Source organism: Bradyrhizobium algeriense (assembly GCF_036924595.1).
In the GTDB taxonomy this organism is placed as follows: Bacteria; Pseudomonadota; Alphaproteobacteria; order Rhizobiales; family Xanthobacteraceae; genus Bradyrhizobium; species Bradyrhizobium algeriense.
The window spans coordinates 3036578-3061031 of sequence record NZ_JAZHRV010000001.1 but is presented as its reverse complement, the minus strand read 5'-3'; the positions used below and the strand labels follow the sequence as shown (position 1 = coordinate 3061031).

At 63.4% G+C, this 24454-nt stretch carries 21 protein-coding genes and 1 tRNA gene; 9 read left to right on the top strand and 13 right to left on the bottom strand.

Annotated elements, in window-relative coordinates; genetic code table 11:
* The first annotated feature begins 22 nt into the window (after positions 1-22).
* Together V1286_RS15160 and V1286_RS15155 are read left to right on the top strand one after the other, a co-directional pair.
* The gene (locus tag V1286_RS15160; protein WP_334480671.1) at positions 23-766 is read left to right on the top strand and encodes a CpaD family pilus assembly protein; all 744 of its coding nucleotides are present in this window, start codon (positions 23-25) and stop codon (positions 764-766) included.
* Entirely contained in the window at positions 763-2046 is a 1284-nt protein-coding gene (locus V1286_RS15155; RefSeq protein ID WP_334480670.1) for an AAA family ATPase, read from the top strand. Before V1286_RS15160 ends, V1286_RS15155 begins: the two co-directional genes overlap by 4 nt.
* Positions 2047-2084: 38 nt before the next feature.
* On the opposite strand, the gene V1286_RS15150 is transcribed toward V1286_RS15155, so the two are convergent.
* Together V1286_RS15150 and V1286_RS15145 are read right to left on the bottom strand one after the other, a co-directional pair.
* The gene (locus tag V1286_RS15150) at positions 2085-2912 is read right to left on the bottom strand and encodes a tetratricopeptide repeat protein (RefSeq protein ID WP_334480668.1); all 828 of its coding nucleotides are present in this window, start codon (positions 2910-2912) and stop codon (positions 2085-2087) included.
* A gap of 169 nt (positions 2913-3081) precedes the next feature.
* Positions 3082-3327 carry a PilZ domain-containing protein gene (locus V1286_RS15145; RefSeq protein ID WP_334480666.1) on the bottom strand — a complete coding sequence of 82 codons (246 nt, stop codon included), beginning with the start codon at positions 3325-3327 and terminating at the stop codon, positions 3082-3084.
* A 260-nt stretch (positions 3328-3587) separates the two neighbouring features.
* Between V1286_RS15145 and V1286_RS15140 the strand changes: the two genes are divergently transcribed.
* Entirely contained in the window at positions 3588-5276 is a 1689-nt protein-coding gene (locus V1286_RS15140; protein WP_334480664.1) for a Na/Pi cotransporter family protein, read from the top strand.
* On the opposite strand, the gene V1286_RS15135 is transcribed toward V1286_RS15140, so the two are convergent.
* The 6 genes from V1286_RS15135 to V1286_RS15110 form a co-directional block, all read right to left on the bottom strand.
* Complete coding sequence (locus tag V1286_RS15135; protein WP_108519444.1) at positions 5277-5615, bottom strand: lipid-A-disaccharide synthase N-terminal domain-containing protein; 339 nt, start codon at positions 5613-5615, stop codon at positions 5277-5279. It abuts the gene before it with no gap.
* Positions 5615-6370 carry a glycosyltransferase family 2 protein gene (locus V1286_RS15130; protein WP_334480661.1) on the bottom strand — a complete coding sequence of 252 codons (756 nt, stop codon included), beginning with the start codon at positions 6368-6370 and terminating at the stop codon, positions 5615-5617. The genes V1286_RS15135 and V1286_RS15130 overlap by 1 nt, the downstream gene beginning before the upstream one ends.
* A 58-nt stretch (positions 6371-6428) precedes the next feature.
* Positions 6429-7274 carry a phosphatase PAP2 family protein gene (locus tag V1286_RS15125; RefSeq protein ID WP_334480659.1) on the bottom strand — a complete coding sequence of 282 codons (846 nt, stop codon included), beginning with the start codon at positions 7272-7274 and terminating at the stop codon, positions 6429-6431.
* 1 nt (position 7275) lies between these two features.
* Positions 7276-9018 carry an ArnT family glycosyltransferase gene (locus V1286_RS15120; protein WP_334480657.1) on the bottom strand — a complete coding sequence of 581 codons (1743 nt, stop codon included), beginning with the start codon at positions 9016-9018 and terminating at the stop codon, positions 7276-7278.
* A 79-nt stretch (positions 9019-9097) separates the two neighbouring features.
* Complete coding sequence (gene pbpC, locus V1286_RS15115; RefSeq protein ID WP_417021144.1) at positions 9098-11227, bottom strand: penicillin-binding protein 1C; 2130 nt, start codon at positions 11225-11227, stop codon at positions 9098-9100.
* A gap of 110 nt (positions 11228-11337) precedes the next feature.
* The gene (locus V1286_RS15110) at positions 11338-16548 is read right to left on the bottom strand and encodes an alpha-2-macroglobulin family protein (protein ID WP_334480655.1); all 5211 of its coding nucleotides are present in this window, start codon (positions 16546-16548) and stop codon (positions 11338-11340) included.
* 327 nt (positions 16549-16875) lie between these two features.
* Here V1286_RS15110 and V1286_RS15105 point away from each other — a divergent pair.
* The 3 genes from V1286_RS15105 to V1286_RS15095 all read left to right on the top strand — a co-directional run bounded on the left by V1286_RS15105 (position 16876) and on the right by V1286_RS15095 (position 18455).
* Positions 16876-16952 (top strand) — tRNA-Arg (locus V1286_RS15105).
* Between the two features lie 265 nt (positions 16953-17217).
* Complete coding sequence (locus tag V1286_RS15100) at positions 17218-17907, top strand: PEPxxWA-CTERM sorting domain-containing protein (protein WP_334480652.1); 690 nt, start codon at positions 17218-17220, stop codon at positions 17905-17907.
* 296 nt (positions 17908-18203) lie between these two features.
* Positions 18204-18455, top strand: coding sequence for a PepSY domain-containing protein (locus V1286_RS15095; protein ID WP_334480650.1), 252 nt, complete (start codon positions 18204-18206; stop codon positions 18453-18455).
* Positions 18456-18808: 353 nt separating this feature from the next.
* On the opposite strand, the gene V1286_RS15090 is transcribed toward V1286_RS15095, so the two are convergent.
* Positions 18809-19237, bottom strand: a complete 429-nt coding sequence (locus tag V1286_RS15090; RefSeq protein ID WP_334480648.1) for an H-NS histone family protein — start codon at positions 19235-19237, stop codon at positions 18809-18811.
* A 381-nt stretch (positions 19238-19618) separates the two neighbouring features.
* Between V1286_RS15090 and V1286_RS15085 the strand changes: the two genes are divergently transcribed.
* Positions 19619-19876: a hypothetical protein gene (locus V1286_RS15085; RefSeq protein WP_108519525.1), complete on the top strand. Its 258-nt coding sequence runs from the start codon at positions 19619-19621 to the stop codon at positions 19874-19876.
* A 219-nt stretch (positions 19877-20095) separates the two neighbouring features.
* Positions 20096-20332 (top strand): DUF3551 domain-containing protein, encoded by a 237-nt coding sequence (locus tag V1286_RS15080; protein WP_334480646.1) that lies wholly within the window; start codon positions 20096-20098, stop codon positions 20330-20332.
* 56 nt (positions 20333-20388) lie between these two features.
* Here the strand turns inward: V1286_RS15080 and V1286_RS15075 are convergent, their stop codons facing one another.
* From V1286_RS15075 to V1286_RS15065, 3 genes are all read right to left on the bottom strand, one after another.
* Positions 20389-20667 carry a hypothetical protein gene (locus V1286_RS15075; protein ID WP_334480645.1) on the bottom strand — a complete coding sequence of 93 codons (279 nt, stop codon included), beginning with the start codon at positions 20665-20667 and terminating at the stop codon, positions 20389-20391.
* A 223-nt stretch (positions 20668-20890) separates the two neighbouring features.
* Positions 20891-21241 (bottom strand): hypothetical protein, encoded by a 351-nt coding sequence (locus V1286_RS39130; protein ID WP_334480644.1) that lies wholly within the window; start codon positions 21239-21241, stop codon positions 20891-20893.
* Positions 21242-21961: 720 nt separating this feature from the next.
* A complete protein-coding gene (locus tag V1286_RS15065) occupies positions 21962-22285 on the bottom strand; it encodes an H-NS histone family protein (RefSeq protein ID WP_244608466.1) in 324 nt (107 codons plus the stop codon).
* A gap of 588 nt (positions 22286-22873) precedes the next feature.
* Between V1286_RS15065 and V1286_RS15060 the strand changes: the two genes are divergently transcribed.
* Positions 22874-23176 carry a septal ring lytic transglycosylase RlpA family protein gene (locus V1286_RS15060; protein WP_334480643.1) on the top strand — a complete coding sequence of 101 codons (303 nt, stop codon included), beginning with the start codon at positions 22874-22876 and terminating at the stop codon, positions 23174-23176.
* A gap of 652 nt (positions 23177-23828) precedes the next feature.
* Here the strand turns inward: V1286_RS15060 and V1286_RS15055 are convergent.
* A complete protein-coding gene (locus tag V1286_RS15055) occupies positions 23829-24140 on the bottom strand; it encodes a hypothetical protein (RefSeq protein WP_334480641.1) in 312 nt (103 codons plus the stop codon).
* Positions 24141-24454: the final 314 nt, after the last annotated feature.

Below are 24454 nucleotides of genomic sequence, written 5' to 3'. Positions count from 1 at the left end.
GAGTGGGGACGAGGACAGAACGATGACAACGAGAATTCCGCTCCATCGCGGCAAGGCCTTGCACATGCTTGGCGCCCTCCTCGGCCTCTCGGCCGCGCTCGGCGCCTGCACGCCGCAGACCACGGAAATCGTGACGACCGCCAGCGTGTCCGATGATTATCGCCACCGGCATCCGATAGCAGTGACCGAGGCCAGCCGCTCCATCGTGGTGTTCGTCGGTCATGCCCGCGGCGGCCTCTCCGGGTCGCAACGCACCGACGTCATCGGCCTGGCGCAAACCTGGGTGCGTGAAGGCACCGGCGCCATCATCGCCGACGTCCCGATCGATACGCCAAATGCGCGCGCGGCCGCGGCCTCGTACCAGGAAATCCGGTCGGTGCTGATGGCGGGCGGCGTGCCCTCGCGCGCCATCACGATGCGTCACTATCGGCCGGAAGATCCGCGCACGCTGCCGACGATCAGGCTCAGCTATCCGAAGATTACGGCCGTGGCGGGACCTTGCGGCCTGTGGCCGCAAGACCTCGGACCGAACATCGACAACGTCGCCTACAATGAAAATCGCTCGTACCACAATTTCGGCTGCGCCACCCAGCGCAACCTTGCTGCGATGATCGACAATCCCGCCGACCTCGAACAGCCACGTCCCGAGAGCCCCGCCTATACGCCGCGCCGCGATGCCGCCTTCGAAAAGTATCGCAAGGGCATTGCGACAACGACCACCTATACCGAATCCGACAAAGCCAAACTCAGCGATACAGGCAAATGATCAGCCGCGTCTTTCAAAACTCCGACGATCAAATCGACGACACGCCGGCGCAGCCCGAGGAATACATCTCGCCTGCGCCACGCGTATCGGTACAGGCCTTTTGCGCCAGCGTCGCGGTCGCAACCGCGGCGCGCGCGGCGAGCGAAGACCGCCGTCTCGGCAAGGCCCACCTTTCGGTGCACATGGGCGGCCTGGCCGCCGCCATCGAGGCCTATCATACGGCGCCGACGCCGAACGTCATTGTGCTGGAGACCGAGCCCGGCAGCGATATCCTCGAAGGACTCGACGAACTCGCGACCGTCTGCGACGCCGGAACCCGCGTCGTCGTGATCGGCAACGCCAACGACGTCACGCCTTATCGTGAACTGGTGCGGCGCGGCGTCAGCGACTACGTGACCGGACCGGTCGAACCGATCGACGTCGTGCGCGCAATCTGCGGTCTCTACGCGGCCTCCGAGGCCGTGGCCGTCGGCCGCATCATCGCCGTGGTCGGCGCCAAGGGCGGCGTCGGCGCCTCCACCGTCGCGCACAACGTGGCCTGGGCGATCGCGCGCGATCTCGCGCTCGATTCCGTCGTGATCGATCTCGACCTTGCCTTCGGCACCGCCAGCCTCGATTACAACCAGGATCCGGTTCAAGGCATCGCCAATGCCGTCTTCCAACCGGAACGGCCGGATTCCGCCTTCATGGAGCGCCTGCTGGCGAAATGCACCGACCGCCTCAACCTGCTGGCGGCGCCGGCAACATTGGACCAGGTCTATGATTTCGGCGCCGATGCGTTCGATGCGATCTTCGATACGATGCGCATGACCACCCCCTGCATCGTGCTCGACGTCCCCCATCAATGGTCGGCATGGACCAAGCGCACGCTGGTCGGCGCGGACGACATTCTGATCGTGGCCGAGCCCGATCTCGCCAACATGCGCAACGCCAAGAACATGCTGAACGTGCTGAAGGCGGCGCGGCCCAACGACCGCCCGCCGCTCTATTGCCTCAACCAGGTCGGCATGCACAAGCGCCCGGAGATCTCCACGCGCGAATTCGCCAAGGCGATCGAGAGCCAGCCGATCGCGGCCATTCCGTTCGATTCAAAGATGTTCGGCACCGCCGCCAATAACGGTCAGATGATCGCGCAGATCTCCGCCAAGCATCGCACCACCGCGATGTTCCTGCAGATGGCGCAGCGCCTGACCGGCCATGCCGTGACCAAGCGATCCCGGGTCTCGTTCCTGGAGCCGATCCTCAAGAAACTGCAGGGCACGAAGGCTCGCAGGGCCTGATCAAGAACAACGGCGGCAGCGCCCTGAGCGCTGACGCTCTATTCGACGCGTCCGGCGGCCGCGATCGGCATCTTCCCGGCCTCGGCGCGCGCGTTCTCTTTTTCCTTCCGCGACAGGATCTGTTTCAACAGCGCGACGTTGGCTGCAGCCTCGGCGGGCGGCAGGTCGGCCTTCACGATCTTTTCGGCATCGGCGACACGGCCCTGCAGGCCAACCGCCAGCGCCAGATTGGCGCGCACGCGCGGATCGGTCGCCGCAATGCCGTGGGCGCGACGCAGCGTCTCCTCGGCCTTGGGCAAGTCCTTCGAAAGCACGTAGGACAGTCCGAGATTGGACAGCACCAACGGCTGGTCGGGCGCGATCTTCAGCGCGCTCGCATAATATTGCCGCGCCTCCTCATATCGGCCGAGTTGATCCAGTGTCGCGCCCTGCGCCGAGAGCAACCGCCAATCGGGATCATCGGGGCTGTGGGCGCGGCCGAGCACGTCGAAGGCCTGCTGGAAATTGCCGTTGTCCGCCAGCGCGCGGCCATACGCGGCGAGCAGCAGCCTGTTGCCGGGATTGGCGATGGAGGCCTGTTCGAGCACCGCAACCGCCTGCGACCGCTGTCCCGTCGCGCGCAGCGCCCTGCCGTATTTCAGCGCCGCGTCGGTATCCTTCGGATTGGCGCGATAGCGTTCCTGGTAGAGCTCGACGTCGCGGCGCGGATCGCTGGCGCGGCCGGTATCAGCCTTTTCGTCGATCGAACCGGTAATGTCCGATAGTCCTGAAGTCTGGCAAGCGCCAAGCCCTAACGCCAGGATCAGGGTCGACGTGCACGCGAGAAGTCGCGCAAGGCGGGACGGATGGAGCAACTTCTGTCGCATGTACCTGGGACTCACGGCGGGAACTGTCCAGGAACACTCACAGCTTAACCCTAAGCTCAGGTTAAGTTCACCCATGTTTGCGGTAATCCGTGACCTTTGCGGCGCGCTACGCGCCGGCCAGGCGCTTGCGCCCCGCCTGCGCCGTCCCGTACCCACGCAGCCCAGCAGCCTAGTCGACGAATTGCGCGCCGAGTTCGCAGCCGATCCGCCAGGCCAGCCGGCACTGACGCGGCCTGCCCTCCGAAAAGATCACCGTAAATTCGGAAGGAATTTCGGGATATTCGGCGATGATCTTCACCCCGCCATCCGACATGTCGGAAATCATGCAATCGCGCGGCAACCCGCCGGTCGCGAACTGTATTTTTGCAAAGCTTCTGCACGCCCGTCGTTCGCTGCTGCGGCGATTCGCATACATTTCGATCCCTGGCCTTGTTAGATGTGATCCACCCGTTGGTGCACCAGCTTTACCGAAGAATTGTTGGAATTGGCCTATCGCAACGGCTCGCAATATAACGGTTGCATTCGAACTCCGTTTACCGAACCGGGTGCCCTGGCTGAAGGCCGAGGTCCTCGAACGTGCCTGCGCGGCGCAATTTTCGGCAAATTAAAGGGTTGATCCCCCCTCGTTAGGCGATAGCCTGACCCCTCGACTCGATTTGGCGGAACGAAAAGCGCATGGGAAGTCTGGTTCTTCTCGACCTGATGGGCGGCGTCGCGTTGCTGCTGTGGGGCCTGCACATGGTCCACAGCGGGATCCTGCGCGCGTTCGGACCCGATCTGCGCCTGTTGCTGGCGAAGGCGCTGAGCAACCGCTTCACCGCCATTGGCGCCGGCCTTGGTCTCACCGCCCTGCTCCAGAGCAGCACCGCCACGGCGCTGATCACGAGTTCATTCACATCGGAGGGGCTCGTCAGCCTCGTCCCCGCACTCGCCATCATGCTCGGCGCCAATGTCGGCACCACGCTGATCGTGCAGATCCTGTCGTTCAACATCTCGGCCGTGGCCCCCGTGCTGTTCATCATCGGCCTGGTCGCCTTCCGCAGTGGGCCGCGCTCGCGTGTCAAGGACATAGGCCGCGTCTTTATCGGCCTCGGCCTGATGCTGCTGGCGCTGCACATCCTGCTCAATACGCTGGCGCCGGCGGAGAATGCGCCGGGCGTGCGCGTGTTCATGAATGCCATCACCGGCGATCCCGTGCTCTGCATCCTGTTCGCCGCGATCGTGACCTGGCTGGTGCATTCCAGCGTCGCCAGCGTGCTGCTGGTGATGTCGCTGGCCTATGCGCATTTCGTCACGCCCTACGCGGCGCTGGCGCTCGTGCTCGGCGCCAATCTCGGCAGCGCCATCAATCCGATCGTCGAGGGCGCGCGCCGCGACAATCCCGCCAGCTACCGCCTGCCGCTGGGCAACCTCGTCAACCGGCTCGCCGGCATCCTGCTGGTGGCGCCGTTCCTGCAGCCGATCGCGGACCTTCTGATCTCGTGGCAGCCGGATGCAGCCAAGGCAACCGCCCTGTTCCACATCGCCTTCAACGTTGCGACCGCAGCTCTCTTCATCGGCCTGCTCGACGGCATGGCGCGGCTGTTGAAGAGGTTGCTGCCCGAGCGCGTCAAGGAGGCCGGCGAGTCAGGGCCGCGCTATCTCGACGAGAGCGCGCTGGAGACGCCCTCGCTCGCGCTGGCCGATGCCGCCCGCGAGACCCTGCATATGGGCGATCACGTCGAAATCATGCTGCGCAAGGTGATGGCGGCGATGATGACCAACGACCGGGCACTGGTCGACCAGGTCTCGCAGATGGACAACAGCGTCGACAGCCTCGACGAGGCGATCAAGCTCTACGTCACAAAACTCACCCGCGGCAGTCTCGACGAGCGTGAGGGACAGCGGGCGATGGAGATCGTCTCCTTCGCCATCAACCTCGAGCATATCGGCGACATCATCGACAAGAATCTGAGCGAGCTCGCAACCAAGAAGATCAAGCGCCGCTTCCAGTTCTCGGTCGAAGGCGCCGAGGAGCTGTCCGCCTTCCACAAGCGCACGATGGATTCGCTTCGGATCGCGTTCGGCGTCTTCATGTCCGGCGACGTCAACGAGGCGCGAAAGCTTCTGGTCGAGAAGGCCGCGTTGCGCAATGCCGAACTGGCCGCGACCGAACGGCATCTCGACCGTTTGCGCGAAGGCCGGCCCGAAACAATCGAGACCACCTCGCTTCACCTCGACGTGCTGCGCGACCTCAGGCGCATCCACTCGCACATCTGCTCGGTCGCCTACCCCGTGCTGGATGCCGCGGGCGAACTGGCCGCCTATCGCTCGACGGAGAGCGATCTGGCGGCACTGCCGGCACCGGCGCCCAGCCGGCCCTGATCACCGATCCAGCGTCTTCGACGCCTTGCCGCGATGCTTGACGATCAGCATGATGTTTCTGATGTAGATGATCGTGGCCATCGACTGGCCGACGATGATCACAGGCTCGCGTTTGGCGATACCGTAGATCAGCGTCATCAGCCCGCCGCCCATCGAGAAGAACCAGAACGCAATCGGTATCACGCTTCGCCCGGCGCGCTCACTCGAGATCCACTGCACCAGGAAGCGCGCGGTGAACAGCAATTGCGCGACCAGGCCGAAAGCCAGCCAGAAGTCGAATTTGGCGACGAAGACGTCATAGAGATAATCGCCGAGCGCCTGCCCGAACTGGATGAACATCAGAAAACCTCGGTGACAGCGGGCGTGGACTTCTTGCGGCGGATCAACCACCACACGCCGGCGAGATCCATGATCCCGATCCATAGGCGGTCGAAGAAGCCGTAATTTGATACGCCGGAACGGCGCGGACGGTCGACGACGTCGACATAGGCGATGTCGAAGCCTTCACGGCGCACCAGCGCCGGCAGGAAGCGATGCAGTCCGTCGAAGTATGGCATCGAAAGAAACACCTCGCGCGGAAACGCCTTCAGCCCGCAGCCGGTGTCGCGGGTACCGTCGCTCAGGATAGCCTTGCGCACGCCGTTGGCGATTTTCGACTGCAGCTTCTTGAAGCCGGTGTCCTTGCGCCCGACCCGCTGGCCCGCCACAAGACCCACGCGGCCGCCGCCGCTTTCGACCGCCGAGATCAAGTCGGGCAGGAACGCCGGATTATTCTGGCCGTCGCCGTCGAGCGTGGCCACGATGACGCCGCGCGCGGCCCGCACCCCGCTGCGCACCGCCGCCGATTGGCCGCAAGAGTTGGCATGTTTCAGTTGCCGGAGCTGACTGTGCTGCTTCATCAGATCAGCCAGCCGTTCGGCGGTCGCATCGGTCGAGCCGTCATTGACATAGATGATCTCGTAGACCCACCGGCCGTCGAGCGCGCCGATGATTTCCGCAACCAGCGGCGCGACGTTCTCCGCTTCGTTGCGCACCGGCACAACGATGGAAACGGCGACAGTACCTCTGTCGGAAGTAGTCAAATCGGCACTCATCTGGTTGGTTTGGAAAGGCCCGGAACCGGGCATATCGGCCGCCTGGCGGCGTCCGCTTTTATGGGGCGAAAGCGCCGCGGGCAACCCTTTTGAGGCGCCGGGACGAGGGCCCTACAAGGGACACAATGGTGCCGTCGCGCTGGATCGCAAAACCGAGCCGGCGGGCCGCAAACCAGTAACGCACGAACATCGCGCCGATGAGGCCAACCAGTGCCCCGGCAACCACGTCACTCGGATGGTGGGCGACCAGCACCAGACGGGTCGCCGCAATGACGATGGCATAGACTGCCATCGCAACGCGAGCCTTGGGCCAGATGACCGACACAGCGAAAGCCAGCGCAAAGGCGGTCGTGGCGTGGCCGGAAGGAAAGCTGAAATAAGCGGGGTTGCCTGCGAAGTGCGAGAAGTGGAAGGCATTGGCCTCGCCGCCGACAAATGGCCGACCGCGACCGATGCTGTACTTCAGCACCTCGGTGACCAGACTGGACACGGCGACGGCGCAAAAGATGAACTGCAGCCGTGTTCCGAGACCGAGCAGCAATGAGCGCCTGATGCCATGCAGGACCGGCGAGACGATCGCGACCGCGATCAGCAATCCCCCCAGCACCGCCAGCACATATTCGTCCTTGCCGAAATCGGTGAGAATGCGGACCCACCACAGCGACGGCGTGCCGCGTTTCGGCATCTGGGCGATTTCCCACGCGTCGATCGCGTACATCAGGACGATGATCGCTGCACCAAGACCAGCCGACAGCCACAACACGTGTCGCGCCGCCCGCCGTGCCGCCTCGGCGCGGCGCGAATGCGACGGCGAGCGCACGAGCTGCGCCAGCGACAGCCACGCCAGCGTCCCGAAGCGCGAAAGATAGTTTTTGGATTCGACGACAGCAGGGCTCGCGGCCATCTTACTCCGTACCTTCCGAGCGGAAGATGGCGATCGAGATCGCCTTGCCCTGCGAAATGTTATAGCCCTCGATCCGTTTCGCCACGTTGTAGCGCAGCCCGATGGCTTCGGCGCGCTGGACGAAGGCGCGTTCGGTGCGCGATTCCACCAGTGCGAAGCGGCAACTGCCCTGCCCGAGGAAATCGGCAGCGCCCGATCCGTCGGTGAGCAGCGTGCCGGTGCCGGTCATGAAGACCAGGCTCGGCTCGTGAAAACCTGCCGCGGCGGCTTTCGGCCCGACGCAGACCACGTTGCGAAGCGCGCGCGCGACCTCGGCGCTCGGAAACATGGTGGTCAGCGACGGCATGACGATGCCGTAGATTCCAACCGCCAGAAACATCGCCGCGACCACCGCATTCAGCAGCGAGCGCTCGGCGCGGCTGTCCTCGAACATCCACCACGCGATCAGGCCGAAGATCATCGCCGCCGCCAGGAAGGGCCAGGCCGGAAAAGCCGGGTAATGCGTCAGCTTGATGGCTCCGATGACGGCGATCACGGATGCCCCCGCCGGAACGACAAACCACCAGGCCGCACCGCGCACCAGCCAGGACCGCGACAGCACGCGGCGCTCCAGCGCGCCGGCGGTGAGAATCGCAATCGCCGGATAGAGCGGCAGCACGTAATGCGGCAGCTTGGTCAGCACCAGTTCGAACACGATCCAGGACGGCACCAGCCACGCCAGCAGATATTGCGCGCCGGGCTCGCGCCGCGCGCGCCATACCGCCGGCGCCGCCATCCCGGCCAGCGCCGCTCCCGGCCAGAACGTGACCCAGAACAGCAGCAGATAGAGGCCGGGCGGCGCGCCATGGGATTCCTGCGCGCCGAGCTTGCTCAGCATGTCGCCGCCGAGCGAATTGGAGAAGAATGCCTCGCCCGCGCGCCAGAAGATGGCGACGAACCATGGCAGCACCAGCACCAGCGTCCACATCAGGCCCCAGACCGGGCGCAGCCGCCACAGCCATGCCGCCGAGCGGTCGAGGATCGCGAGCGCCAGGATGGTCAGGCCGACGAACATCAGGATCAGCGGCCCCTTGAGCAGGATGCCGCCGGCCAGCCCGGTCCAGAAGATCGCGGGCGCGCTCCAGGACGGATGCACCGGGTCCTCGCCGCGCTGCCAGGACAGATAGACCCGCGCCATCGCCCCCATCGCGGCGACAACGGTCAACAGCAGCATCGCGTCCGTTTTGGCGAGCCGGGCTTCGGCGCCGAGCAGGACGGAACTGCACATCATCAGCGCCGCCAGCGCGGCCCCGCGCCGCGTGACGAAGGCGAGCGCCGCCCAATAGGTCAGGAGAACCGCGCCGATGGCGCCGATCAGGGAGGGAATCCGGTAGAGCCAGATGCGCAACTGCGCCCGCGGCAGGCCGAGCGATGAGGCGGTTTCGACCACGGCGGCCTGCAGCCAATAGATGCCGACCGGCTTCTTGTAGCGGACGTCGTCCTGAAAGCGGATGTCGACGAAATCGCCACTTTCGACCATCTGCTTGGTCGCCTGCGCGAACCGCGCTTCATCCCGGTCGATCGCCGGAATATTGAAGAAGCCGGGCAGGAAAAGCACGATGCCGCAGAGCACCAGGAACACGATGGCGCGAAAATGGCTCGTGGTGGCGAAGTCGAACGCGGCGGCCAGCCTGCGACCGGAATGCGCAGGTTTTACAGGCTGTTGGCCTGCTCCAAAGCGTGGGGGCTGGAAGGTTTCCACCATGTTGTTCGCATACGATGAAACCGCACTGCAAACAACACCACAGATTCGCCCTATCCGACTGTCCCCAAGCGCTTTTTCCTTACTGTACCCGGATCACAACGGTATCGGCCGCCCCCGTCGCGTCGATCACGGTCAGGCGCGCAAAACCGGGCCCGGGCGGATCGACCAGGCGCTGGCGCCGGCTGTCGATTTCGCCGACCGAGGTGCCGTTCAGCATGATGGTCAGCGGCAGCACGCCGCCGGCCACCTTGACCGGCATCGGCGCGGCCTGCCCGCCGCCTGAACGGTCAACGTCGATCCGTGAGCCGTTCAGCGGAAACTGGATCCGCGGCACCTGATCGCTGCCGGTCCGGATCAGTTCGCCGACGGGACGGAAGCGCCGCAGCGGCAGCGGCAGCTTGGCGTTGCTGGCGATCAGCGCCCCCTTCGGCGACTTCGGCAGCGCCGCCGGGATCTTTCCGGTGCGCGCAAACGCGTCGAACAGGATCGGGGCTGCGGCGGTGCGGCCGACCAGGCCCGGCACCGGCGCGCCGTCGGGCCGCCCGACCCACACGCCGATCGTGAGGCGGCCATCGAAGCCGACTGACCACGCATCGCGATAGCCGTAGCTGGTGCCGGTCTTGAACGCGATTCTGTTGTGCACGCCGTTTTCCGGCGGCGGCGTGCCGAGCAGCACGTTGCCGACCTGCCAGGCGGCGACCTGGTCCATCAGCCGCAGCGGCTCCCGATCGTCTTTATCTTTTTCTTGCGCCAGCATGATCTCGCGCAGCGGCCGCGCCACACCAAGCCGCGCCAACCCAGTGTAGAGCTGCGCCAGGTCCTGCAAGGTGACGCCGACGCCGCCAAGGCCCATCGCAAGGCCCGGCGCCTCATCCTTCGGCAGCACCAAATTGCCGCCGGCCTGCTTCAGCCGCGACGACAACCGGCTGGAGCCGACGCGGTCGAGCAGCGCAATCGCCGGCACGTTCAGCGAGAGCTGCAGCGCCTTGCGCACCGGCACCGTGCCCTGGAACGTCATGTCGAAATTTTCCGGCGCATAGGAGCCGAAGCGAATGGGCCGGTCGTCGATCAGGCTTTCCGGATGGACAAAGCCGTCCTCGAAGGCGAGGCCGTAGATGAACGGTTTCAGCGTCGAGCCCGGCGAGCGCACCGCGCGGGTCATGTCGACCTGCCCGGCGCGCCGCTCGTCGAAATAATCCGACGAGCCGACGCGCGCCAGCACGTCGCCGCTTTCATTGTCGACCGCGATGATGGCGACCGAAATGTTCGGCCCTTGCGCTACGGCACGGTCGCGCGCCAGCGCCTCCAGCGTTTTCTGCAAGGCAGAATCCAGCGTGAGCCTGATCAGCGGCGTATCCTTTACCGTCGCCATCGCGGCGTCAGAGGAATGCGGCGCCAGGATTGGCATCGGCTTGCGCAGCCGCGGCACCGCCACAGCCCTCGCCTGCGCGGCGTCCTCTTTCGACACCACGCCATCCTCAACCATCCGTGCCAGCACGCGGTCGCGCGCGGCGTGGGCGGCTTGCGGATAACGGTCGAGCCGGCGGCGTTCCGGCGATTGCGGCAACGCGACCAACAATGCGGCTTCCGTAAGCGAAAGCCGCTTCGGTTCCTTGCCGAAATAGGCGATGGATGCGGCGCGGATACCTTCGAGGTTGCCGCCGAACGGCGCCAGCGCCAGATAGAGATCGAGAATTTCGTCCTTACTCAGTTGCCGCTCGAGCTGGACCGCGCGTACCATCTGGCGCAGCTTTGCGTACACCGAGCGCTCGCGCCGCGGCTCGATCAGCCGCGCCAGCTGCATCGTAATGGTCGAGCCGCCGGAGACAATGTGGCCGCTGCTGCCGAATTGAAGCGCCGCGCGCCCGAGCGCCAGCGGATCGACGCCGCCATGCGACCAGAACCGGCGGTCTTCATATGCCAGCAGCAGTTTGAGATATCCGGGGTCGACCGCGCTCTTCGCATCGACCGGCAGCCGCCAACGGCCATCCGCCATCGCATAGGCGCGCAGCAATTTGCCGTTGCGGTCCACGACCGTGGTGGAAACTTTTCGGGCCTCTTCCAGCGGCAGCGGCCCGAGCGATACGATCCAAGCCGAGAAGGCGGTGGTGATTACGATGAGCACGAACGCCAGAGCTACAGCCATCCGGAAAAAGCGGCGGCGCCGAACGCCACCGCCGTGATGGCCGGGCTTGTCCCGGCCATCCACGTCTTTGCTTCCGTCAACCAAGGAAGGCGTGGATGCCCGGGACATCTGCGCGAAGATGCGCTTCGCGCTTTTGCCCGGGCATGACGATGAACTATGGTTTCCTGCCTCGCTCATTTCGCCGCGCGCACCTCAACCGTACCTGTGCCGGTCCGGCCGTAGCGCGAGGGGTTGTACATGTCTTCCACATAGGCCTGCGGCAGCACGTACTTGCCCGGCGATACCGCGCGCACGATGTAGGCCACCGTGAACACCGACTTGTCGTCGCTGGCGCGGTCGATGGCTGCCGTGAAGCGGTCATCGCGGAACTCGGTATGTTCCGGCTCCTCGCCGTCCTCGATCCAGTCCAGCGTGCCGCTATCGCCCGACGACACCAGATGCGGGTTGTCGATCTCGAGGCCAGCCGGGAGATAATCGGCCACCATGATGTGCCCGTATTCCGGCTTGGTCTCGGTGATCTTCAACACCACCGCGAAGCGGTCGTTCTGCTTCGCCTTGGTGACGTCGGCGGGCTTGCCGTCGAGCGTGAAGTAATTGCGCTCGATCTTGAAGCCGTTCGACGCCGCGGGCTCGGGGGTAACCGGCGAACCCGAGACCGAGACCACCGCCTGCAGCGGCGCATCGCCGGTGTTGGTGATCTTGACCGGCTTGCCGGCCACCGCCTCGGCCTTGTAGCTGCGATAGACCGCGGCCTTGACCGGCGACCCATCGATATCCAGCGCCAGTGTCTCCTTTGATAGCGCGCGCGCGGCCAGCACCAGCCAGGCATTCTCCTGCGTCGAGGTGTAGGGCGAAAGCCCCCGCGCCACTTCGACCCGCTGAACGGCTTGCGTCAGCGTCGCCCGCGGCGCGTTGCCTTCGCTGGCGAGCGACACCAACGCCGCCGCATCGCGCAGCGCCGAGCCGTAGTCGACGCGGCCGAACTCGAGCACGGGTTTTGGCGCCAGCGCATCAAGCGCCGCGCCATAGACCCGCTCCGCCCGCGTTTTGTCGCCGACCAAAGCCAGTGCGGCTGCGAGCTGCGACTTCGCAATTGGGGTGGCGAGATTGGAGAGCTTGGTGTCGGCGAGATAGCGCAGGTCGCCGATCGGGGCTGCGCCATTGCGGGCGAGCACATAGAGGCCGTAGGCGAGATCGCGGCCGCCGTCCTTTTCCGGCTCGTTGGCGTTGACCACGGAGTTACGGATACGGTCGAGCGCGTTCTTGAACAGCACATCCGGCACCGCAAAGCCCTTTTCGCGGGCGCGGGTCAGGAAATCCGTCACGTAGGCGTCGAGCCAGGAATCGTCGCCGCCGGCCGACCACAGGCCGAACGAGCCGTTCGAGCCTTGGCGGGCCAGCAGCCGTTCGATGGCGTCCTTGATGCGCTGGTCGACCGCGGTATCCATCGCCAGATGCGCACCCGCCGCGAGATCGTTGACATAGAGCAGCGGCATGGCGCGGCTGGTGATCTGCTCGGAACAGCCGTGCGGATAGCGATCCAGCGCCTTCAGAATGGTCGCCGCATCGAGCGCGGTGGACAGGCTGACCGACAGCGACACACTGCCGGTGCCTGACACGAGGTCGGAGAACATGTCCGGCGTCAGCGTCAGGCTCTCGCCTTTTGCCAATGTCCGGATCGAGCGCCGCGCCAGAACCTGCGTCGCCGCCTTGACGTCAAGCGCATAATGCCGCGCCAGTGTCAGCCCGTTCGGGCCCTTGATGTCGACGTCGAGATTGGCGGTGCCGGCGCCGCCGGCGTCGAGCGCCAGCGACATCGAGGTCCGCTGCTTGGCGGCAAGTTTCACCGTGGTGGTCGGATTGCCCGTCACCTTCACCGGCCCCGACGTTTTCACGCTGATGCTGTAGTCGCCGGGCGCGCCCTCGACATTGTCGAGGTCGAAACTCATGGTGCCCTTGTCGCCATTGAGCAGGAAGCGTGGCAGCGTCGCCGTCAGCACCACGGGATCGCGCACGGTGACGTCGATGGTCGCCCGGCCGAGCTTGGTCGAATTCCACGCCACAGCCATGACGCGTGCGGTGCCGGCGAACTCCGGAATATCAAAACTGATTTCCGCGGTACCGTCGGCGCCGACCGTGACGATCCCCGAATAGAGCGCCAAAGGCTTTTGCGTGGGGGGTGAGCCCTTTAGTTCGGCGCCGGCGGAATCGCCGCCGGTCCGGATCTGGCCGCGCGTGCCCTGCATGCCGTCGATCAATTGCCCATAGAGGTCGCGGATCTCGGACGTCAGGCGGCGCTGGCCGAGATAGTAATCATCAGGCGCCGGCGGCTTGTAATTGGTCAGGTTGAGAATGCCGACATCGACCGCGGCAACCACGATCTTGGCGTCCTCGCCGGGATTGAGCCCGCCGAGTTTGACGGGGATCTTGAGCGCTGTGCCGGGCCGCACCAGCGGCGGCGGCGACAGCGCGACCTGCAGCGTGCGCGTCTTCTTGTCGATGCCGAACCACTTTAGGCCGATCGCACGCCCCGGCATCCGCAGCGCTGCCGCATCCAGCGGACGCCGCAGCGTCGCCAGCACATAGGCGCCGGTGCCCCAATCCTTGCCGACGGTAAGCCTAACCTGCTGGGTACCTTCCTTGACGTCGACAGTCTGCGTCGTCAGCAGGCGGTCGCCGAGCACGTTGATGGTGAGCTTGCCGGCAGTGCGGGCATTGACCGACACCACCATGGTGTCGCCGGAAGCGTATTCCGGCTTGTCGACCGAGGTTTCCAGAAGATCCGGCGTATCAGCGCTGCCGTCGGAGTACCAGCCGACGTCGAATTGCACCGACGTGACCGGCCCGTCCGCTTCGGTCGACTTGACGTCGAGGCGATAGCGGCCCGGCTGCGGCGCGAGCGACACCCGCGCCGCCTTGTCGGCTGCAAGCGTCAGGTCGCCGTCGGCGACGCGCTTGGTCGATTTGACCGGCTCATATTCCCAGGACGAGTTTTGGCGATACCATTGATAGCGCGACTCCATCTTCAGGAGTTCGTAGCGCAGGCCATCGCGCGGCAGTTGCTTGCCGTCGGGACCGACGAACACGACGTCGAACTCAGCCTTGTCGCCCTCGGCGACGCTCTTGTCGCCGAATAGCGGCTTGATGCCGATCAGCGCCGCCTGCGGCGCCACGGGCAGCACCAGCTTGCGCTCGACGGCGCGGCCGCCGGTCTCCACCATGCGGATAAAGATCTGTGCTTCCTGCGGACGGGTCGAGGTCGGCGCCTTGGCAAGCGACACCGGGAACGTCGCAACGCCACTGGCGTCGGCCTCGGGCAGGTTCTCGATCGGGGTGCGCTCGTTGGAGGCGGTTTCCTCATCCGCCACGCCGAACTGGTAGCCGGGATAGCCCGGCCGCCCGGAGGCAGCCGGCGCGACCAGCATGTCGCCTTCGAGCTGGAGGCCCGAGGCCGGGGCGCCATAGAGAAACTTGCCGGCGACCTTCAGTTCAACCGGAGTATCAGCCTTGATCACCTTCTCCTTGGCCGAGACGTCGAATTCGATCCGCTCGGGGATGTAGTCCTCGACCATGAAGGTGGTTTCGCCGACGGACGAGCCCTTGGGATCGGTAAACGCGCGCACCCGCCAGGTCCCGGTCGGGACCGCCGAATTGAGTGGCAGGACAAGAGAGCGGCCGCCCGCGCCCTGATCCGGCAACACGGCGCGGCGGAATTCGACGCCATCGGGCCGCTCGATCACCAGCGTCAGCGGCCCGCCGGCCATCGCGTTGCCCTGCCCGTCGCGCAGCAGCGCGGTCAGGTAGACTGTCTCGTTGGAGCGGTAGACCCCGCGCTCGGCATAGACGAAGGCGTCGGCGCCTGATGGTACCACCCGCCCCGACACGCCGCGATCGGTGAGGTCGAAGGCGTTGGTCTTCAGGCTGAGGAAGGCGTAGTCCGCCTTGTCGCTCATGACCGTCAGCAGCGCCGGCGAAAGCCCGCCCTCGCCGCGTGCGAGCCCCGCCTCGAACAGCACGTGGCCGGCATCGTCGGTCTTGCGGGTGGCAAGGATCTCGTTGTTGCGCGCAACCAGCCGCACTTCGGCCTTCGCGACGGCCTCGGTCGAGGCCAGCGAATTGACGAACACATGGATGCCGTCATTGCCGGAAAACGCCGTCAGGCCCATGTCGGAGACGATGAACCATTGCGTCGCCAGCGAGCCGTCATCGTCGCCGCTGCCGGGGCCCTTGGCCGACGCCGTCATCACATAGACGCCGGGCTGCAGGTCACCGAGCGCCTGGTCGACCGGGAACGCCGTCACCACGTCCTGGTTCAGCGTGGAAGCGGTCGCAAGTTCACCCGTCCAGACCTTGACGCCGCGCTCGTTGCCCAGATCCGAGAGCTGGTAGCTGGAGAGCGTCTTCTGGAAATCGCTGTCCACCACCGTGTTGATCAGGTTGCGGTCGCCGATCCGGAACACGTTGACGTTCACCGACGGCGTATTGACGCTGACCAGCGGAATGCCGCGCTGGCCGGTGCGCGGCAGCACATAGGCGCGGCCCGTGAAGCGCACGAACGGCTTGCGGTCGCGCACATAGATGTTGAACTCGGCCGATTTCGGTAAGGATTCCTTAACCGTGGACGGCAGGCCGGCGCGCAGGTTGATGTTGTAGCGCTCGCCGTGCTTCAGCCCGTCGACGCAGAGCTGCTTGCCCTCGCTGGTCAGCGCCGGCTTGTCGATGCCGGCCAACGCCAGGAACGGCGCGAAATCGACCCGCTTGGCGAGGTCCTCGGAGAACTGGAAGCAGGCGCGCGGCGAAGCCCCGTCGGAATCGACGGTGTAGTCCAAGAGCCGGAAACCGTGTTGGTCGCGCATCTTCTCGTACTGGCCGCGGACCTCGGCGACCTCGCGCATGTCGAGCGACAGCCGCAACGCATCCAGCGCCGGACGCCACAGCTTGCGCTCGGACATCGCCCGGCCCAGCACGGCCAGAGCATCGGCCTCCTCGGCCTGGTTGTCGGCGCGCTGATAGGCGATGTAGGCCGCGGTCGAGGCGCGCTCGTACAGGAAGGTCTGTTCGCTGGAACTGGCGGAGCGGATCTGGAAGATGGTTTTGGCGAGTTTTAGCCAGTTGGCGCTGTCCTCGGGCGTGGTGGCGGCGATCTGGCCGAGGATCTGCAAACCCACCCGAAAGTCGGACCGCTTGAAGGCGGCGTCGGCGTCGTTGCGGAGCGTCATGGAGGATTTGGCGACCGGCCCTGCCTCGCTCTTGATCTGGGCTTCCAGCTTGACGGCCGAATCGGCCAGTTCGTCGCGCTTGAACGCCTTGTCCGCGGCCCCTGCCGCCGTCAGGCCAAGCGCCAGCGTGGCGCAAATCACTGTGGCGCGAACCAAACCGATCATGATGGGCTCCTTGCCGCGGACATCAGCCGCGTAACGTCAAAAAGTGCGCGAAAAGGTGACGGACTGATGGCAGTGGATTCGGCTTGCGAAAAGGTCGCATGCATGGCGCTGGCAGTCCAAACGGTCCCGGCCGCACCGCCTGGCGGAAGTGCCGGCGGCTGGCTTTATATTACGGGCGGACCACTGGCTTTAGCCCACCGTCTGCCTTAGTCGCGACCCCAAAGAAATCGGTTCGACCGTCTTGGCGGGAAAGCGGATTTTTCATATTGGCAGTGCTAGATAAGGAAGGCCTATAAGGCGGATACTTGGGGCGGCTACCGCCCGGACGGTCCCATAGCTCAACTGGATAGAGTAACGGATTTCTACTCCGTGGGTTGCAGGTTCGAATCCTGCTGGGATCGCCAAATAACATGGCTAGCAAGCGTAGCCCGGATGAGCAGAGCGACGTCCGGACTGCCATTTCAGCATCTCGCTGCGCTCATGCAGGCTACACCCATCCTGAACCGTCATGTCGAGCGGGAGTTCAATCCTGAGCGCAAGGATACCCATTGGGAATACGCAAGCTCAGGAGAGACCAACGACGGTTTGCGGCTCAGCAACGATTGACAGTATATTAATTAACCGTAACACTGCCGCCCATCGTATTTAATTTATGGAATGACTTAAAATATGAAATTTAAATATTCGTTCGCTTCATTTATTTCATCGAGTGCCGCATTGGCCGTTGTCGCCCTGGCGGGCGTTCAAACTGCCGATGCTGCTACGGTTTTCACCTCGCAAGCAGCATTCAACGCTGCAACGACAGCCCCCGGCGTTGATACCTTCACAGATTTAGGCGTCGTGTTCTCAGCGCCATCACCCATCACCCGGTCTGCGGGCGCCTACAGCTATTCTGCTGCGGCGGAAACCAGCACCTTCTTCATTGCAGGCACGGTCGCCGATCCTTGGCTGTCTACGAACACCGCAGCGGACTCAATAACCTTTTACAATTTCGCGACCACGATCAGCGCGATCGGCGCGAATTTCTTTGGCAGTAATATTGCGGGACTCTTCCAACCTGGCAGCATCGCACTAAGCTTGACTGATAGCTTCGGCGTGACTTCCCACACGATCATTAATGCCACCACGTCAAGCTTCATCGGCTTCGTCTCCGATGGTACTATTACGTCGCTCACCGTCTCCGCCGTACAACCCGCTGGAAGTTTTCTGTGGCCAACGGTCGATGATTTAAGGCTCGCGCAGGGTCTGACCTCGGCCGTGCCCGAGCCTGCCACCTGGGCCATGATGATCCTTGGCTTTGCTGGAGTCGGCTACATGAGCTTTCGCCGCCGCAAGCAGGCTGCGCTTACCGTAGCCTGATCGTTTACCCCAGCAAGCGACCGAGAGACCGCCTTCGGGCGGTCTTTTTGTTTGCGTCCCCACCTGTTCACTTCGGAAAGGACCTTCCCGTTTTCAGAAAGGACCTTCCCTTCCCGGATGCTCCTCCCACCCCGATTGGATTTCTACCAGCGAGTTGCCGGATTTGCGGAACGTTTGGCGGTCGCAGGCATTCGGGTTGTACGTGCCGGTCCGCGCAATGCCCTGACGTGGCGAGAAAACCGACTGGTCAGCGCGAAGCGATCGCTGCACGAGCGCCCCACAGGAGGAACTTGCTCATGCGATGGATCATATCGATAGCAATACTCGCCATGTCGGTCTTGCCTGCGCTCGCCGATCGCCAGGTTACTGAAGACGAACGCGCACGGCTCACCGCTGCGGTCCAAGCTGAAGGATGTTCCGGCGGCAAGTTCGAGATGGACGAAGACGATCAGCAGTTCGAGGTTGACGATGCCGTATGTGCGGATGGAAAGAAATATGACCTCAAGTTTGATATGCAAATGCGGTTGAAACGCAAAAATCTTGATTAATAAGGTCATGCGGCCATTCGAAGCCGATGAAGCATCTTATGTTGCGCGGATAGCACGACACGTCCCAAAAGTGGAACCGTCATCGATCTTCGCGCGCGCTGTGTCGGGCCGGCACTAGCCGACGACCCAACAAGAGAGCACCGTGAACGTGGGGAGAGTTCAGGAAGGGGCAACCACGATGGCGGCGAGAGCAACGCAGGGCAGAACCAAACGGCATCCGTCTGCCTCAAGGAAGCCAATCCGTGAAGGGGCCGCCCGCGAAGGGGCCGCAAAGCTCGCCAGACGGCTGGCCGAGGTGCAGGCACTGCGCAAGCAGGTTCAGAAAGCCGAAGCTGCGCGGCTTTAGTGATCGCCTATGCGGCCTGCCTGATCCGAAAGTCGTCGATCCGCTTGCCGGACTTTAGTTGTGCGGCCAGCCAGCGGGGCTTCTTGCCGCGTCCCGCCCAGGTCTCCGACGGCCGCTCCGGATTCCGATATTTCGGAACGACAGCGGGATAGGGCCGGCGCTCCGTCGACGACTTGGCATGGCGAGACAACTTGCCATGAGATGACTTACCATGAGACGGCTTGGCACTCGAAGACTTGGCATGCGAAGACTTGGCATGCGAAGACTCGGCATCATCAGTTGCATGTTGAATTTCAATGCCGCGCTGGAGTCGCCTCAGGCGGTTTTCAAGCACGTTCTTTTCCGCCGTCAGTGCCGCCGCAAGCCTGGTGGCAATTTCCTCATGGAGCGCCCACAATTCGTCAGTGGACATCGACTTGAAGTCATTCCGGTTCATGACGGTCCCCAATCATGATTCAAAGTTTTGAGCCCTCATCGTCGGCCGATAATCTGAGCATAACAAGGCCGCTTCAAAACGCTCTGCTGGATCAGGTTAGATGGGAGTCGTGCTTCCGCGGAAGAAATATGCGTTGTGCAACGCAAGCTTGACCGAAGGAATTTTCCGAATTCCGACAATACAACCGGAGATTGAGGGCCTCGTCCGGCCGCGGCGGAGGAACCGGTAGCGTGGACTTCGCCGCGCATCGCTCCGCTCAGGCGTCTATTTGTGCATTAAGGCCAAAGAAAACTGAAGCGGCACGGGTGACGATTTGCGGTTTGGGCTTATAATGCCGGCCGGAAATTGCTCCGTTGCCCCTGACAAAGGATGCGGGTCGTCATGCCGAGAAAGGGAATCACCGGCCACGACGAATGGGTAGTCACGGAAGCGCTGGCAACGGCACTGGTCGCGCTTGAGCAACTCGAACCGACCCAGCAATCACGCCAGCAGATGGACGACATCAAGAAATTGCTGGCAGCCAATTGTCAGCCCGGGACCCTTAACCTGCATCTCGCCCAGGCAAAGTGCCGGCTAAACCCCCACGCCGATCGCGCCGCTATCTATCGAGAGTATGGATTTGAGGATCGGGAAGTCTGAAACACGGGCTCGTGGCAAGCGTAGCGTAGCGATATCCGGGTTGCACCCCGCATATCGCGGAGCCTGTCATCACGGTGCGAGCGCAATTGCGCTCGTCGCCGGGCACGCAATCGCGCGAGCTCATGCGGGCTACTTGCTCAAGGTATTGAGAGGATATCAGGATGGAGTTGCGACACGCACCTGCCACAGCAACGGCTTTGACGATCCTAGCCGCGACGATTGCCCTGCCCGCACCTGCCCGCACCTGCCCGCGCCCAGACCTACGATCCGAGCTATCCCGTTTGCCTGCAGATCTACCAGGGCGGCATCGCGGACTTCTATTTCGAGTGCCGCTATCAAACGATGGCGCAGTGTGCCGCGTCGGCCTCGGGCCGCTCCGCCCAATGCGTGGTCAATCCATATTACGGCGGGCCGAAGACCAAGCCTGGCAAGCGTCAGCGGCCACAGCAGTACTGAAAATCGCGCGCTTCGACGACCGCGCTACCCGTTAGGGCGGCGGCCTCTCCGGCGATTCACCAGCCGTAGGTGCCGAGCGCGAGCGGCCTCGATGGGGCCGCCTTGGCGGTTCGCGTCGTGTCGGGCCTCAGGCAGCGTCGGGCTGCTTCGATCTCGGCGTCGCTCGCGCCTTTGCCGCGGGCCCACTGCTCGGCGGCGGACGCACTGTATTGCGCCACGTAGTAGCGCACGACAGGACACGAAATTCGACGCAACACACCGGACTGTTCACCCGCAAATCCGGCGCTTGATGTTCCAAGACACAGCGCCAGCACACATATCCAACGTAAACCCATGTGATTCCCCTCTGCATAACGAGTGAGGCTGGCTTTCACCGGCGCATCAAGCCTGATTGTGAGTTCCGCATACGGAACAGGCGGAGCTGTGCTTAACCCGCAACTGATACTGTCCCGACGGCGGCTGCTCCGCCCGTGGAACACGGTTTATGCGATGACTAAAATTGATTGTTTACGAAGAAGGCCGAAGCTGATTGCCGCCTGAGCGCAATTCGCTGAGCCTTTACTTGCCAGGACCTGACTTGCCAGGATCTGACTTGCGAAGACCTGGCGAAAACTGTTGGAAACTCCGATGGAATTCGAACGCCGATCGATAGCGAGGACGACGATCTCGAAAGACGCGCTGCTGTTCTTTGATGCGCAGCGCGGTGTCCTCACTTGCCGCGTTCAGGATGTGACGAATTCCGGGGCTGGAATCGAACTCCACACCCTCAATTTGCTGCCGCTGGATTTCGAATTGAGCTTCGACAATTTTCACACCGTTCGCGAATGCCGCGTGATCTGGCGGCAAGGCGATTTCGTCGGCGTTGCGTTTCAAAACTGATCGATCTGCAACCCGGCCTTCATCGCGCAAGTGCAAGACGCCCCCTGCACGGCACGCGGAACTCGGGGAACTGACCCCACGTGAACAAAACAGCCTTGGCAATGGAACCAACATCGAGACTCCGCGTCGAATCCCCGGGCTTCCGGTTCCTCCGGAACACGACCCAAGCGGCTTGACCGTTCCGGCGCGCCCCCTTGCACGCTGGAGTCGTTCGGGGGTCTATGACGGGAGTTCAGCATGTCCTGGGATCGTCCGTTCGCTCAGCCTGTCCCACTCCCGGAGGGACCGCCTGCGCAAACCCTGCGAGACGCCGCCGACTACATCCGGAAGCTTCCTCAGCCAGAACGTGATTGTCAGGAATGGCGGCTTGCCGTCCAGATGCTGATCGATGCCGCCGAAGACCGCGGGCCCATGCTGTTTGCGCGGATGGGAATTGTCAGAGCCCTGGAAGCGCATATCGCAAGGACACTCGATTCCAAGGGCCAAGGTCCAAGCCAAGGCCAGGATCGAGGTCAAGGCAATCTGAAGTGCGACCGTGACGCCATCTGATTCCGGATTGACATCATCCAGATCGACATCAACAGCGATGTTGCCGAAATGCCTGAAGGCTTTCCAGGCCGAACAGACGAAAACTCGCGCGCACTAGCGAGCCGCAGCAGATCGGGGGGGCATCCGCAGCCTTCACTTTGGCCAAATTCGTGGATCGGCCAAAAATGCGGGTACACCGCGACCGAGCGGCTGAAAGACTTCTTATGCTACCTGCCTGATGCGGAAGTCGTCGATCCGCTTGCCGGACTTCAATTTTGCAGCAAGCCAACGCGGCGTCTTCCCTCGTCCCGCCCAAGTTTCAGACGGCCGGTCCGGATTCCGAAACTTCGGAACGACGGTTGGATATGGACGCTTCCCTGTCGACGAACTCTCGCGCTCGGCTTCGACGCCACCCTTGAGTTGCTTCAGGCGATTTTCGAGCACACGCTTCTCCGCGAGCAGCGAGGCCGCAAGCCTCGAGGCGATTTCTTCGTGGAGTGCCCACAGCTCATCCGTGGACATCGATTTGAAGTTATTGCGGTTCACGACCGTCCCCAATCATGATTCGATGTAGCTTTCATCGTTGGTAGAAAACATGAGCACAATAAGGCCGACTCAGAACCTCTTTCGGGCCGAAAAGTTCCAGCCAGTTGGCTTCATTTCACAACACAACCGTACCGAATTTGCTGGCAGGCGCACTTCAATTTCCCTTTACAACTGGTGATAGATTGGCCGCGCTACGCGCGCAAGGCATGTGTGAACATCCGAAGCTAATGGTGTCTTGTTGACGGTTCCCTAACGGCAGCTGCGCTCGATCATTGCTGTGAACGTTGGGCGCGTTGCGCGTGCAGGTCCGCTACGGCAGCAGCTTAGCACGTGTTATTCTGGCCGCGCCATATCATCCGGGTTACTTAACATCGTTCGGATTACCCAACTCGGCGCAATGCCGCCCTGCCTCCGCCACGCCAGCGCCAAAGTCGAAACGAAACCTGCGCCTGGACCCTCCGGCGGGCACAAGCCCGCCCCCAGCAGGAATGTTGGCAATCATGGCAGGTATCGCCACCGCAACTGCGGTTTGCGGCGCTGGCGCTGACCTCGTCGCATGCATGCGCCGAGACCTTTCAGGAAAAGTGGATGGGACGGATCGCCCGGCCGCCGGCAGACGACCAGGAAGCCTCCGTCTACTGGGAGGACAAGTGGGACGCGCGCGGCAAGCGCTTCAAGGCCAACGAGGTCTCCTGCGCGCATCGCACCGAAGCGTTTGGCACCATCTTCGTCGTCACCAATCTCGAGAACGGCAAGAAGATCCGCTGCCCGGTGCAGGACCGCGGCCCCTTCGCACGCGGCCGGGTTCTCGACTTCTCGCTCGGCGCCGCGCGCCAGATCGGCTGTGACGGCTTGCGCCGCGTCACTGTGCGTCGCGCCGGTTACGAGTAGCAGGCGTATTCCAGCTCGCCTCCAGGATGTGGCCTAAACTGCACGGCTGTTGCTGCCGGGTGACATCGGTCGCGCAAGAAACCGATAGTCTGGATTTCTGCGGGTCGGCCTGAACGATCGCTGGGCGGCCCCGGTAGTCCGAAACGCTGGACGATGATTGATCCGGAATGCCGGAGCCGGGACCGGCAAGCGGTCGGCTGTAGCGGCAAACCGCCGCCGACGCGCTTGAGGGGCCCACAATAGCCGAGCGCTCGTCTCCCTGGGGTAGGTGTAGGGGCGGCGCCCGGCTATTCGGGCCGCGCGGCGGTGCGGCCTGAACAGGAACTCATTTTTAATTTAAAGAGAATTTAAAAAGCCATTGAATCATAACGATTTTTATGGCCGCAGCCAATTGTTGGCGCTGGCGTCCGGGCTTCAAGGGAACCGAAACGACGCAAAACGGGCCGGAATCCCTCCGAATTGGAAACCGAGCGCCTTCGACGCGTTTCCTATCTCCTGAATTAAAACGGCTGAGCGCAAGGAATCCGTTGAGCCCGCCACCACCCGAATTCGATCGCGGCGAGGTATTGGTGTGCATGGCGCTGGCGTTCTGCCTGGCCGGCGCATCGACCAGCATCGTCTACAGGCTGCTGGGTTAGGGGCGTCCGGACGGCTATTCCTCGGAGACCGCGAAGAACGGCAAATCCACGTCCATGACAAGGCCCAGGAATACGGCAACGCCGCCGATGACCGCCATCAACTCCAGGAGGACGAAGGCGAGCAGCGCGCTCAATCCGATGGCCGCTTTTTTCCAGCCGTTCCACATGGGCACTCCCTTAGCACCGAAAATCCGGCCGTCGGAGCAAAACGGCAATTTAAGGTGAATTTGGAACCCCGGGATCCACGGCGGCGCCTCCGGCCTGACCGGCCGTCCATCGCCGGTGTTGAAGTCCTGCCAACCCCCTTGGCGACCAAATGTCAGCATCGGCTTTCAGGCGCGCGAAGCCAAAAGGGAAAGTGTGATGAGCGGGATCGGCCGCAAGATCACCTACGTCATGCTCGTGATCGTGGTGCTACTGATCATCTGGCAATTTCTCGGATCGCTTTGATCATCGGCACGCAGGCCCGATGACCCGCGCCCCGCGTTGCGTTTTTCCGATGTGATTGTGCCGATGAAGCGGTCGAGCGGCGAAAAGCGGCTCGGCCGATGCGATGAGGAATAGACGAGGCCCGGAGTGCCTAGGAGTCCGGGCCTCGTGGCCTCCAGTGGTAGCCGTTCGTCGTGATGGACGAACGCCC